Genomic DNA, 12156 nt, shown 5'->3' with positions numbered 1-12156 from the left:
GAGGGCTCAGTCCTCGTTGGGGTCGAGGACGCGGCCCTTGAGCTTGATCGGGTTGGCAGCGCCCACCTTGAGCTGGCCGTCGGTGTAGCGGCCCGGTGTCGCGCCGTCGACGGCGGTCACCTGGGCGCCGTAGCCGATGCACTCCTGGTTGGTGGACAGGTACGGGTTGTGGGTGAAGGTCAGGGTGCGGCCCCCGTCGCCGAGGGTGCCCTGGGTGGTCTCCAGATTTCCCTTCGCCTGGAGGGTGTTGACGTCGTGGTAGGCCCAGGAGAGCCAGCCGGTGAAGACGAAGCCGGTTGGTGCCTTCAGCGTGAAGGTGATGTCTCCGGGGTTCACCGGGTCGGGGACGGTGCTGAGGATGCCGAAGCTGAGGTGGGCGGGAACTCCGCCCGGCGCGTCCTCGACGATGCCCTGCTGAAGGATGTAGAGCTTGTTCTCGGAACCCGGTTGGACGGGGGCCTGGGTCTGCGTGGCCATGGGTGTCCCTTCTGTGGATGGGTGCGTCCGCGTGAGCGGATCCGCCGGTGGCGGGCTTGGGGACCGGGCCCGCTCATGGACCGTCGGGGGCCGGTACGGGCGTCATGAGCTAGGCGGAGGGCGCGGGATCAGTCGGTGCGTGGTCGGCCAGGAGGGGGCCGAGGACGGACAGGGCGCCGAGGGCGATGTCCTCGTAGAGGTAGAAGCCCGCTTCCAACGGCGGCGGTTCGGCGACCGTGTGGTCCGTGACCGGTTCCGGGCCGGTGGCGTAACCCGCGTCGTCGTCGGGGGTGGTGCGCGGTCCGAGCAGGTCGGTGAGGTCCTGCGCGGCACCCAGGAGGGTGCTGCGGGCGGTAGTGGCCAGCAGGCGCAGGGGAAGGTCGAGGACGGCGGTCGTGCGCTGGCCGGGAACCAGTCTCGTCGCCTCCGGTGCCTCCTGCGTGGCCGCGGCGATCCACTGCACGGGAAACGTGCAGGCGGCGACGATCCGCTCGGTGGGCATCATGGGCGGGGGGTCGCCGTCGATCATGAGGTCCTCCCACTCCATCAGGTCGAAGAGGAACTGGCCGCCCTTGTAGAGGGGCCAGGGCCGGACGGTGTCGAGCAGGAGGCGGGCGCGTTCGGGGGCGTCGCGGCGCACGGCCACGCCGTGCCTGGCCAGGGTGCACAGGCACTGGCGCAGACTGCTGTTGACGTGGCCGAGGAAGGCGAAGGCCCGGTGGTCGGTGGGGGTCAGCGGGCCGATGGCGGCGGGATCGGCCGGCGGGGGCGGGGTGGTGGTCACAGTGGCCTCGAGGTGACGTAGTGGGCGATCTGCCGCAGGACGGCTTTGCCTTCGTTCTCGGGGATGAACCGGAGGTCTTCCTCGAAGCGGGCGATGCCTTCGGCGGCGAGCCGGTCGGCGAGGTCGGTGGCGTACTCGATGGAGCCGTGCCGGCGCATGGCGGCGAGGAGTTCCTCGGCGTGCTGCTGGGTCTTGTCGGTACGGCGCTGTCGCAGGATGTCGAAGAGGCGGGGGCGCTCGTGGGCGTACGCGGTGCGGAAGAGGTGGATCAGCATCACCGTGCGCTTGCCTTCGAGCAGGTCGCCCAGCGGCTCCTTGCCGTAGAGGGCCTCCTCGCCGACCAGGTTCAGGATGTCGTCCTGGATCTGGAAGGCGATGCCGATCAGGCGGAACGCCTCGTCGAACCGGCTCAGCACGGCGGGGTCGGTGACGCCGGCGCAGACGGCGCCGATGCGGCACGGGCTGATGCAGGTGTACCAGCCGGTCTTCTTCGTGCTCATCGTGAAGTAGGCGTCGTCGGTTCCGGGGACGACCTCGTGGCGGATCCAGCCCAGCTCCATGGCCTGCCCCTCGATGGACTCACGGCACATGTGCACCGCCTCGTGGATGAGGCCGAGGGTGCGGACGAGACCGAGCGTTCCGAGGTTGGACAGGACGGCGTCGACGGCGAGCAGGTTCATCCCGTCGCCGACGTTGACGGCCAGGCCCAGTCCGTGTTCCTCGTGCATGGTGGGCAGGCCGCGCCGGTGCGTGGACTCGTCGGCGATGTCGTCGTGGACGAGGAAGCCGTTGTGGAACAGCTCCAGCGCGGCGGCGGCGCGTACGGCGTCGTCGGGACGCCCGCCGAAGGCGGCACACGCGGCGATGGTGAGGGTGGGCCGCAGTCCCTTGCCCTGGCGTGCGGGATAGGAGCGCATGAGGTCGTACAGCTCGGCCCGCGGCTCCCGGTCCGGCAGCAGCCGTTCGATCTCCTCGTTGGTGCGGGCCCGGCATCGGAGCATGGTCTCCAGCAGATCCGCGTCCTGGACGGTGTCCTCAAGTGACCAGTCGGTGCTGGTGCGGCCGTCCCACAGCAGGCGCGGCGCGGTGACGGTGGTGTCGCCGATCAGCGCGGGCGGTGCGGGCGCGTCCTCGGGGGAGCGTCGGGCGAGGAAGTCCAGTGCCGTCCAGCCGACCGGCTCGACGTCCGGTTGCCGGGCGGCGGGTGTCGCGCTGCCCCACAGCTGGGGCGCCTGTTCGCGGTAGGCCCCCCACAGTTCCTGCATGCTGCGCAGGCCGGCCGCGCGCTGGGACAGCAGGGTGAAGGCCCGCCAGACGGCGAGGGTGTCGTCGCGGGAGCCGCGGACGTCGAGGCTGTCGGGCAGGACCTGGTCGACGGGCGGGCGCTGGAGGTCGAACAGCAGGTTCATGGCCCGGTTGTCGAAGGCGACCTCGACGTCGGGGTCCCGGCACCGGTCCCGGTCCACCACGATACGGCTGTGCCGCACGGTGAGGGTGGCATGGCTGCCGTCGTTGAAGTGCAGGCCCAGCCGGATGCCGCGCAGCTGGTCGGCCGCGGCGGCGAGGATCGCCGGCGCCCGGTCGGACAGGGCGGCGACGGTCTCGTCCAGCAGCCGGGCACCGGTGAACGCGGGGACGGTCTCAGTCATGGGCACCCCCGGCGAACTCCACGATGCCCCCGGTGCTGAAGCCGATGCGGCGTCCGCCGACCCGGCCCTCCACGGTGCACGGGCCGAGCGTCTCGTGCACGCTGAACGGGTGCAGGCTGGTCTCGGACGGGTTGGCGATCCGGCCCGCCGTGTGCGAGCGGAAGTCGAGGACGAGACGGTCGTCGCCGAGCCGGGCGGTGATCAGCAGGCGTCCGGGCACCGCGGCCATCGGCGGGGTGCCCAGCCCGCCCGCCAGCGGCGGCACCATCGTCACCCGGTCACGGTCCAGGCTGCCGCTCACCGCCACCCGGAGATTGCGTCGGGGGAAGTGACGGATCATGCGTCCGTCGCGCCACAGCATCACCGATCCGTTGGCCGCGTCCGCGGGGTACGCGGGCTGGATCAGGGTGAAGACGACCGCCGCGGGGGGCGCCTGGTCGACGGGTCCCGAGGGGTCGTTGACGAATCCGAACACCCAGCCGCCGAGCGTGGGCCAGGACCACCGGCCGCGTACCCGCTCGTGGTAGCCGAGCAGGTCCGTCTCCACGGCCCTACCGTCGGCGTGCCGCAGGGTTCCGTCGCCTAGGACGCCGGGCTCCGACTGCCAGCGCAGATGCTCGTCGTCGCCGAAGGGCGCGCACTGCGAGGTGCACGGCCTGCTGGTCCGGGCCAGCCGTACGTCCGCCGCCGGCGCCTGCGAGCGGGCCGCCACCCGGAACGCGCCGGGCTCTCCGTGCGGGTGCGGTAACCGGAAGGCCGACCAAGGAAGTTCGGGTTGCTCGGCGTTGAACTGTGTCGCGCTCCAGCCGTGCCCTTCCCCGTAGAGGAGCAGGATCGCCATGTGCTGCCCCTCGGCCGCTGTGCCGGTGCCGCTGCGACGCCCGGTGGCCGGGGCGCCCGGATCGGCGAACACCGAGCCGGTGGAGGAGCCCAGGACGGAGAGGTTCGCGATGAGTGCCTGCTGCCCGCACCGCGACAGGAACGCGTAGTGCAGCCACTTGCGGTCGAGCGGGTGGGCGAGCGGGGCAGACGGGAAGGGGCCCTGTGGACCGAACCTCGGGAGGGCGGGCGTTAACACGTTTCGAACGCTAACCCACGGTCACTGTTCGCTGGCAATTCGTGACCATCATGGGGGTGACCTGGGAGCACAGAAACGATTACCTCCGCATTCGCGGTTTGAGAAGACCGAGAGCCGTCCGTGGCGGGTGGACCGCCACGGACGGTTTCGGATCTCGTGCGGGCCCTCGTGCCCTCGTGCCCTCGTCCGTCGCCAGTCGTCTTCAGTCGTCGTCAGTCCTCGTCCGCTTCGAGAACGCTCGCCTTGAGGCGCACTTCCGGCTGGCCGGCGATCACCGCCCGCCCGTCGGTGTAACGGCCCGGTTCGGCGTCGTCCAGTGCGCGGACGCCGAGCGTGTAGACCAGGGCCGCCGCCGGATGGCCGGGAGCGTTCAGGCGGGGCTCGTCCGCGACGACCAGCGACCGGCCGCCGTCCCCGACCGTCCCCGTCGCACCCCCGCCAGGGACGACCGTGCGATCCGCGCGGTAGTACGCGCAGGTCACCCGGCCGTCGAAGACGAAACCCGTCGGAGCCGCGAAGTGATGCTCCACGCGTCCCGGGACCCAGGGGTCGGTGGAGGAGACCCGTACGTGGATCACCTCGCTCTGTCCCCGGCGGAGCTCCAGGCCGACCTCCTGCCGGACCAGCAGCCGGGCGGGCTGCGCGGGCGCGGCGCCGTCGTCACCGGACGGTGCACTGCCGCCGCCGCGGTCCGGTTCCGGATTCCGCTCCGGTTCCGGTTCCGGTTCCGGGTTCCGCTCCGGCTCCGGTTGCCCGTCCGGCGTCGGCTTCTCGCCCCGTACCGGCTCGGAATCCCCGATGGGTGCGGTGGTGAGAGGCACGGCCGCGATCCGGTGGTGGAAGTTGTCCGCCACGAGCAGGCGCCCGGCAGGATCCACGGCGAGACCGCACGGATAACCCAGGGCGGTGTGCACGACGGCGTCGGCCGGGGCGCCGGACGCGGTGGTCTCGCCGGTGGTTGGGCCCGGCTGCCCCGCGACGACGCGGGCCGCTCCGTCGGCCAACCGCCACACGCGGTGTCCGGTCTGGTCGGCGACGTAGAGCACGCCCTCGCCGTCGACCGCCACCGCGCACGGCGCCCCCCAGTCGACCGCCGTGCCACCGGTGTCCCCGCCCGGCGGTCCCGCCAGTACCCGCAGGGCCCCGTTCGAGTCGAGCAGCAGTACCCTCCGGCCCTCCGGGTCGGCGATGTACACCCGGCCGGCCCCGTCGACCGCCAGGCCGGCGGGCAGGAACGCCTCGCCCGCGTCGGCCGCGCTCGCGCCACCGGACCACCTCGACGCCGCGACGACCGTGCCGATGACACCGTCTGCGTCGACCCTGCGCACCCGGGGAATGCCCGCCTCACCGATGAAGAGCCGGCCGGTCGCGTCGACGGCCACCGCGCACGGGGCGTTCAGCCGGGCACGGTCGGCCGGGCCGCCGTCGCCGTCATCCTCGCCCTGACCGCGCGAGCCGTCTCCCGCGACGGTGCGGATGACACCCGAGGGGTCGACACGACGGATCCGGTGGTTCAGCTCGTCGGCGACGAGCACGGCCCCGTCCGGGGCGACCACGAGCGCCGACGGGAAGCCGAGCCGGGCGCGCACCGCGTCGGCGCCGTCGCCGGTGAACCCCCGCAGTCCGTCCCCGGCGATCGTCGTCAGGGTGCCGGTGCCGTCGATCCGGCGGATTCGGTGGTTCGCGTGGTCGGCGACGAAGACCGCGCCGCCTCCCACGGCGACATCCGCGGGGAAGGCCAGCTGTCCGTCCGGCGCGGGCCCGCCGTCCCCGGAGTACCCGGCCGTGCCGTTGCCCGCCTCGGTGTCCGGCAGGCCGGCTCCATCGGACGCATCCGGCGGACGCCGCCCCGCCGCGGTCCCGGCCGTCACGCCGCCACCGCCCAGCACGAGTGCGGCCGGGCCCCGATGACGCCCGCCACCTCCCACCTGCACGGCCTCGTCTCCCGCATCGCCCTCTCCTTCCGCGCCGTCGTTGGCATTTCCCCTGCATACCGGGCGGAAGGGCACCGTGGGAGCAGCCACCGCGTGCGCCACCCGCATGAGGGAGGAGCCGGAAGAAGCGAACGGCGCCGCGATCAGTACGGGAAGTGGGCGGCGCATGCCGACGGCTCCAGCGGGACACGGACTGCATGGGCCGTACCCCGCTCCTGTGCGCCGTTTCATGCTTCGACTGCACTCGAACAAGTGACGCGGAATCGATTCGGCTTTTCAAACGGGGGAACGGCGGCATACACACGGCCGGCGCTGGCTAACGATGGACCCGGATGAAAGTCCGGTGCGTGCCGCAACGCCCGCATGAACGCCCGCTCGAAGCCACGGGCGGCGGGCTGCGTTCCGTCTTCCGGAGCGCGGCCCTCATGACGACCGCGTGCGGTGAACCGCGCGGGGTGGGGGCCCAGCTCTTGCCGCCTCCTGCGGGCCCGGGCGACCCGCACCCGGACGCCTCTCTTTCCGTCGCACGCTTCGACCACAGCCCCAGGAGGACTCGAAGATGAGCACCGACGTGCAGGCCAAGAAGGAAGCCTACAAGCGGGGGGAGGAACAGGGGCGTGCCGATGCGCTCGCCGGAAAGCCGTACACCGATCCGCCGCGCGACGGCTCGCGCGGGGAGCAGGACCAGTACGCGAACGGCTATGACTGGGGTTACGAGCAGGGCCGTGCCCAGAAACTCGACCTCGTGGTGTGGCAGGAGGGCGGGGTCGAGGACGCTCCCGGCGGTCTCGGCACCACCGTCAACGTCTGCGTCCGCACGCCGAACTGGAGCGAGACGGTCGACGCCGGCGAACGCGAGCACGTCTTCACCGCCCCCACCGGATTCCGCTGGAACGGCACGGTGGGCGCCCAGTACAAGCGCATGGACCAGACCACGGGCGGCAACCTGCCCCCCGTCCAGGCCAAGGTCAGCGACGACGGACGCACCCTCACCTTCACCTACCACGTGCATCTGAACACCAGCGACCAGGACAAGGACTGCATCGTCTACACCTGCGGTCTCGAAGCCGTGGACGGAGCCCGGCCCGGCCGCCACACCGACGGCGTCGCCCAGATCGGCACCGCGCCCCCGGCCAAGCTCAAGGCCGAGGTCATCGAGGACGAGGACTGAGAGAGCGGGAGCGAGCCACCATGACCACCGTCGTCACCTCCGGTGTCTTCACGTCCACCAATCCGGGCATCTCGCCGGTCAACGGCCTGGGCACCGACTACATCCAGTGGGGCAGCGCCGGCAGCCAGAGCGGGTACCAGTTCCGCGGAGAGGCCGCGGACGTCCAGCTCGACGGCACCGAGTTCGTCATCGGTACCTTCATCCACCGCAACAAGCCCACGACCGTCAGCCCGAGCCGGTTCGTCGTCCAGCTGACCATCAACGCCATGTTCGAGGACGGCAGCACGACCGACCTCACCTTCGGTTTCCGCCACGACGAGACGCCGAACAGCACCGGCACCAGTCCCGCGGACGACGACCTGGTCGACCTGGAGACCTTCGTCCACCCCCAGCCCGTCACGGTCAACGGCAAGCAGTACCGGGCGGTGCTGAGCGGGTTCGAGCGCAACGGCCAGATCGTTCGGCAGTTCCGCAGCCCGGAGGGCGGCATCAACTTCGCCGACGTGGTGTGCATGTTCACGCTCGACGAGCCCGACGTGATCATCTCCGGCCTTCGTCACCAGGGCACGAGCGCGGGCCAGGCCGACGAATACGTTGAGATCTTCAACCAGGGCGGTGCGCCCCAGGACCTGACCGGCTGGAAGGTCGAGGCCAAGCCCACCGGACACGCCTTCCCCTTCCCCCCGGGAACGGTCATCCAGCCCGGCCAGCGCTACCGCGTCTACACCAACGAGAACCACCCGCAGTACGGCGGCTTCTCCTTCGGCTCCTCCAACGAGGTCTGGCGGGACCAGGGCGGCATCGCCCGCCTGGTCGCGGACGACGGCTTCGTCGTCGACCAGTCCCCCTACCTGGACAAGGGGTTCAACAAGACCGGCACGCCGTAGGCCGGCCCCTCGGCCCTGCGATGGCAGGTGAGGGGAAGTGCGCCTCACCTGCCATGGTCGTTGTCGGCACCAAGGCGACGTCAGCGGAGACACTCCGGGCCACAGCCTGGTACGGCGGCCCAGCGCTGGCCGGCACCGCGGACGCGCCGAGGGGCGCCGTAGGCTCTGAGGTATGAGTCTGCGTCTGAGCACCGTGATCCTCCCGTACCGCCGCTGGCACGAGGGGAGCCGTGAGGCGTGGCAACGCGCCGAGCAGCTCGGGTTCCACACCGCGTACACCTACGACCACCTGTCCTGGCGCGTCCCGTTCCGCGATGGTCCCTGGTTCGGGGCGGTACCGACACTCACGGCCGCCGCGGGCGTCACCGAGCGGATGCGCCTGGGCACCCTCGTCACGTCGCCCAATTTCAGGCACCCGGTGACTCTGGCCAAGGAGCTGATCTCGCTGGACGACATCTCCGGCGGCCGGATCACGCTGGGCATCGGCGCGGGCGGCAATGGCTTCGACGCCACCGTGCTCGGTCAGCAGCCCTGGACCCCGCGCGAGCGTGCTGACCGGTTCGCGGAGTTCGTGTCGCTGCTCGACCGGCTGCTGACCGAGGACGGCACGAACGGTGTCTCCTACGCCGGTGACGTCTATGCGGCACATGAGGCGCGCAACATCCCCGGCTGCGTGCAACGCCCCAGGCTTCCTTTCGCTGTGGCCGCCACCGGCCCGCGCGGGCTGCGGCTCGCCGCGCGCCACGGCCAGGCGTGGGTGACCACGGGCGACCCCAGGTTGTACGAGACGGGTACGCCTGAGCAGTCCCGCCAAGCACTGCGTGACCAGGCCGAGAAGCTGGGAAAGGCGTGCGCGGACATCGGCCGCGACGCCGGTGCCATGGACAGGATCCTGCTGACTGGTTTCACGCCGGACCGTGGCCGTCCCCTGGAGTCCCTCGACGCCTTCGTCGACTTCGCCGGCAGGCACAGGGAACTCGGCTTCACCGAGATCGTCATCCACTGGCCGATCCCGGACACGGACTTCGCCGCTGACATTGACACCTTCGAGCGCATTGCCACCGAGGCCCTCGCGCAGCTGGGCTGACGCTCCCTGTCCGACCAGCACGCTCGCCGAAGCGCCAGGCACCAGGCACCAGGCACGGGCCGGCCGGTGCCCGCCGGGGCCGGGCTCCGGCGGACACCGACGCGAGGGGAGAGACGCGGATCACGCAGGTCGTTTGCCTCCGGAGGTTTGATCCACAACCAAGTGTGGTTATCCACAGGGGATTTGGCGAAACTGTGGACAACCGGTGGCGGTGTTCACAGCCTCGGTTCCACCCGGGCGATCCGTCGCAACAGCCCCGGCGCGAAACGCGACAGCAGATGCGCTCCCCTGGCCTCCGGGGTCACCGGGACCACCGCCCTGTTGTCCGCCACCGCGTCCAGAACGGCGGCGGCCACCTTCTCCGGCGGATAGTTGCGCAGGCCGTACAGGCGGGCGGAGCGCTGCCGGCGACGGAGTTGCTCCGCCTCGTCCACGCCGGTGAAGCGGGCCGTGGAGGTGATGTTGGTGTTGACGAAGCCCGGGCAGACGGCGGTGACGCCGATGTCCTGGCCAGCCAGTTCGGCGCGCAGGCACTCGGAGAGCATGAGCACGGCCGCCTTGGAGGTGCTGTAGGCGGGCAGGACCCGCGAGGGCTGGTAGGCCGCCGCGGACGCGATGTTGACGATGTGACCGCCCTGGCCGCGCTCGGCCATGCGCGCCCCGAAGAGCCGGCACCCGTGGATCACGCCCCACAGGTTGACGTCCAGCACCTTGCGCCAGTCGTCGGTCGTCGTGGCGAAGAAGGAGCCAGCCAGACCGATGCCCGCGTTGTTGACCAGCACGTCCGGCACGCCGTACGCGTGGTGGACCTTCTCCGCGAGCTTCTCCATGGCCTGTTCGTCCGAGACGTCGGCCGGTTCGGACCAGGCCTCGGCCGCCCCGGCCAGCCGGGCCAGTTCGGCGGTGCGGGCCGCGGCCTCGGCGTCGCGGTCGACGGCGACCACCCGGGCGCCGGCCTCCGCGAAGGCGAACGCGGTGGCCCGGCCGATCCCGCTGCCCGCGCCGGTGACCAGCACCAGCCGGCCGGCGAACCGGTCGGCGTGGCGGCCGGTGGCGGCCGGGGCGGGCCGTCCGCCGGCCACCGAGGTCACGAACTCCTCGATCCAGGCGGCGACCTGGTCGGGCCGGGTGCGCGGGACCCAGTGCCCGGCCGGGAGGGTGCGGCGGGTCAGCTGCGGCACCCACCGGTCCAGGTCGTCGTGGAGCCGCTCGGAGAGGAACGCGTCCCCTTCCGGCGTGATGAGCTGCACGGGCGTGTGTGCGTACGCGTCCGGGCGCGGCCTGCGCAGCCGGGTGCGGACGTTGTCCCGGTACAGCCAGGCGCCGTGCGCCGCGTCGGAGGGGAGGGACCCGGTCGGGTAGTCGCCGGCGGGGATCCGCTCGGCCCGCTCCAGGAGCTTCGGCCAGCGCCTGCCGAGCGGGCCGCGCCAGGCCAGTTCCGGCAGGACCGGGGTGTGCAGCAGGTAGACGTACCAGGACTTTGCGCCCTGGCCGAGGAGCTGGCCCACCCGGCGGGGCGTCGGGCGCTTCACGCGCACGTTGATCCAGTGCCCGAAGTGGTCGAGGGACGGCCCGGAGATCGAGGTGAAGGAGGCGATACGGCCCTCCGTGCGGGCCACCGTGACGAACTCCCAGGACTGCACCGAGCCCCAGTCGTGCCCGACGAGGTGCACCGGCCGGTCCGGGCTGACCGCGTCCACGACGGCCAGGAAGTCGTCCGTGAGCTTGGCCAGGGTGAAGCCGCCGCGCAGCGGCCGGGGCGCCGTGGAGCGGCCGTGGCCCCGGACGTCGTAGAGGACGACGTGGAAGCGGCCGGCGAGCCGGTCGGCCACCTCCGACCAGACCTCCTTGCTGTCCGGGTAGCCGTGCACCAGCACCACCGTGGGCTGCCGCGGGTCACCCAGCTCGGCCACGCACAGCTCGACCCCGCCGGTGCGCACCCAGCGCTCGCGCGCGCCGTCCGGCTTCGAAAGCGTCGTCACTCGTCCTCCGCCCAGCGCCGCACGTGCGGCAGATCGTCGTCCAGCCAGAACGCGCTCTCCCCGGGGTCCCGGGAGTCGGTGACCACCAGGATCTCCTCGAACTTCGCGCCCGTGCCGCGGAAACCGAGGTGCGGTTCGACCGCCCACAGGCCCGGCTGCGGCGGATGGTCCGAGAACCGGTACGGCGACCACAGCGGCGACCAGCCCTCGCGGTGGCCGCGCAGCGCGTCGGCGGCGAGCCCCTTGAGCGACTGCGTGCCGAACCCGAACAGGTGCGGGGAGAAGCGACGCCGCCGCACCCGGTCCACCTTGTGGGCGATCACCCCGAAGGGGTAGGCGCGGTGCCGGTTGGCGTACCCCTGGCGGACCATGAGCCGGTCCACGTCCTGGTAGATCTCCCGCAGCGGGCGCCGCTCGCGCACCTCGCGCAGGATCAGTTCGCGGTGGGCCTCCAGGTCGGCCATCAGCCGGTCCTGCACGGGGTTCGCGCCCAGCGAGCCGGAGTAGCCGATGTCCGCCGTGTATCCCTCGTACACCGGGGCCAGGTCCAGGATGAACGGCATACCCGGCGCCAGCGCGCGGTCGGTCGGGAAGAACTGCAGCGGGAAGCGGAAGTCCACGAACGCGGTGCGGTCCCCGAACCAGGCGAAGGGGAGGTGGAACCAGTCCCGCACCCCGCGCTCGCGCAGCCACGCGCGCTGCATCCGCGCCGCCTCGCGCTCGGTCACGCCCGGCTCCAGACGGGCCGCGACCGCCTCCGCGCACTCGTAGGCGAGGCGCTGCACCCGCCGGAACCCCCGCAGTTCCACGGAGAGTCCGCTGCTCACTGCCGTCGTCATGCGTCCGTCCCGTCGAGCGAGCTACTGGTCCGTAACCGACACAGGTGAATCTGGCAGTTGTTAGAGGCGGCGTCAATAGGCGGGATCAAGGCCTGTGGACGACGGCGGACCGGCACCCCCGCGCGACACCTCCGCCCGGTCCCCCGGCCCCACCCCTGGGTGGGCGCCCTAGGTGTATGGCCCTGTGAGGTTGGGGATGCGGCTGGCGGGTGGTTGGCCCTTCAGCGCGGTGTGTCCGCGGTGGTGATTGTAGGTGTGCAGCCACTGC

Annotated in this window: 10 protein-coding genes; 3 read left to right on the top strand and 7 right to left on the bottom strand. The window is 71.8% G+C overall.

Going from position 1 to position 12156, the window contains the following annotated elements:
• Window positions 1–6 precede the first annotated feature (6 nt).
• The 5 genes from ACZ3ZD_RS16015 to ACZ3ZD_RS15995 all read right to left on the bottom strand — a co-directional run bounded on the left by ACZ3ZD_RS16015 (window position 7) and on the right by ACZ3ZD_RS15995 (window position 5859).
• Window positions 7–477 (bottom strand): hypothetical protein, encoded by a 471-nt coding sequence (locus ACZ3ZD_RS16015; RefSeq protein WP_467397248.1) that lies wholly within the window; start codon window positions 475–477, stop codon window positions 7–9.
• Window positions 478–586: 109 nt separating this feature from the next.
• A complete protein-coding gene (locus ACZ3ZD_RS16010; protein WP_467397245.1) occupies window positions 587–1261 on the bottom strand; it encodes a hypothetical protein in 675 nt (224 codons plus the stop codon).
• Window positions 1258–2910 (bottom strand): polyprenyl synthetase family protein, encoded by a 1653-nt coding sequence (locus tag ACZ3ZD_RS16005; RefSeq protein WP_467397243.1) that lies wholly within the window; start codon window positions 2908–2910, stop codon window positions 1258–1260. The genes ACZ3ZD_RS16010 and ACZ3ZD_RS16005 overlap by 4 nt, the downstream gene beginning before the upstream one ends.
• Entirely contained in the window at window positions 2903–3988 is a 1086-nt protein-coding gene (locus ACZ3ZD_RS16000; RefSeq protein ID WP_467397240.1) for a hypothetical protein, read from the bottom strand. Before ACZ3ZD_RS16000 ends, ACZ3ZD_RS16005 begins: the two co-directional genes overlap by 8 nt.
• Before the next feature lie 212 nt (window positions 3989–4200).
• The gene (locus ACZ3ZD_RS15995; protein ID WP_467397238.1) at window positions 4201–5859 is read right to left on the bottom strand and encodes an NHL domain-containing protein; all 1659 of its coding nucleotides are present in this window, start codon (window positions 5857–5859) and stop codon (window positions 4201–4203) included.
• Window positions 5860–6481: 622 nt separating this feature from the next.
• On the opposite strand from ACZ3ZD_RS15995, the gene ACZ3ZD_RS15990 reads away from it, so the two are divergent.
• The 3 genes from ACZ3ZD_RS15990 to ACZ3ZD_RS15980 all read left to right on the top strand — a co-directional run bounded on the left by ACZ3ZD_RS15990 (window position 6482) and on the right by ACZ3ZD_RS15980 (window position 9067).
• Window positions 6482–7093 (top strand): hypothetical protein, encoded by a 612-nt coding sequence (locus ACZ3ZD_RS15990; protein ID WP_467397236.1) that lies wholly within the window; start codon window positions 6482–6484, stop codon window positions 7091–7093.
• 20 nt (window positions 7094–7113) lie between these two features.
• The gene (locus ACZ3ZD_RS15985) at window positions 7114–7980 is read left to right on the top strand and encodes a choice-of-anchor K domain-containing protein (protein WP_467397233.1); all 867 of its coding nucleotides are present in this window, start codon (window positions 7114–7116) and stop codon (window positions 7978–7980) included.
• A gap of 172 nt (window positions 7981–8152) precedes the next feature.
• Window positions 8153–9067, top strand: coding sequence for an LLM class flavin-dependent oxidoreductase (locus ACZ3ZD_RS15980; protein ID WP_467397230.1), 915 nt, complete (start codon window positions 8153–8155; stop codon window positions 9065–9067).
• 215 nt (window positions 9068–9282) lie between these two features.
• Here the strand turns inward: ACZ3ZD_RS15980 and ACZ3ZD_RS15975 are convergent, their stop codons facing one another.
• Together ACZ3ZD_RS15975 and ACZ3ZD_RS15970 are read right to left on the bottom strand one after the other, a co-directional pair.
• Window positions 9283–11049: an SDR family oxidoreductase gene (locus ACZ3ZD_RS15975; protein WP_467397227.1), complete on the bottom strand. Its 1767-nt coding sequence runs from the start codon at window positions 11047–11049 to the stop codon at window positions 9283–9285.
• Window positions 11046–11888 carry a M24 family metallopeptidase gene (locus ACZ3ZD_RS15970; RefSeq protein WP_467397224.1) on the bottom strand — a complete coding sequence of 281 codons (843 nt, stop codon included), beginning with the start codon at window positions 11886–11888 and terminating at the stop codon, window positions 11046–11048. The genes ACZ3ZD_RS15975 and ACZ3ZD_RS15970 overlap by 4 nt, the downstream gene beginning before the upstream one ends.
• Window positions 11889–12156 lie beyond the last annotated feature (268 nt).

This window comes from Streptomyces sp. NPDC023481, assembly GCF_055560195.1.
This window is presented reverse-complemented; position numbering and strand designations above follow the sequence as displayed.

Excerpts from the sequence above, each read along its gene's own strand:
- ACZ3ZD_RS16015 (WP_467397248.1), bottom strand. The coding sequence starts at position 477 with ATGGCCACGCAGACCCAGGCCCCCGTCCAACCGGGTTCCGAGAACAAG.
- ACZ3ZD_RS16005 (WP_467397243.1), bottom strand. The coding sequence starts at position 2,910 with ATGACTGAGACCGTCCCCGCGTTCACCGGTGCCCGGCTGCTGGACGAG.
- ACZ3ZD_RS15990 (WP_467397236.1), top strand. The coding sequence starts at position 6,482 with ATGAGCACCGACGTGCAGGCCAAGAAGGAAGCCTACAAGCGGGGGGAG.
- ACZ3ZD_RS15985 (WP_467397233.1), top strand. The coding sequence starts at position 7,114 with ATGACCACCGTCGTCACCTCCGGTGTCTTCACGTCCACCAATCCGGGC.
- ACZ3ZD_RS15980 (WP_467397230.1), top strand. The coding sequence starts at position 8,153 with ATGAGTCTGCGTCTGAGCACCGTGATCCTCCCGTACCGCCGCTGGCAC.
- ACZ3ZD_RS15970 (WP_467397224.1), bottom strand. The coding sequence starts at position 11,888 with ATGACGACGGCAGTGAGCAGCGGACTCTCCGTGGAACTGCGGGGGTTC.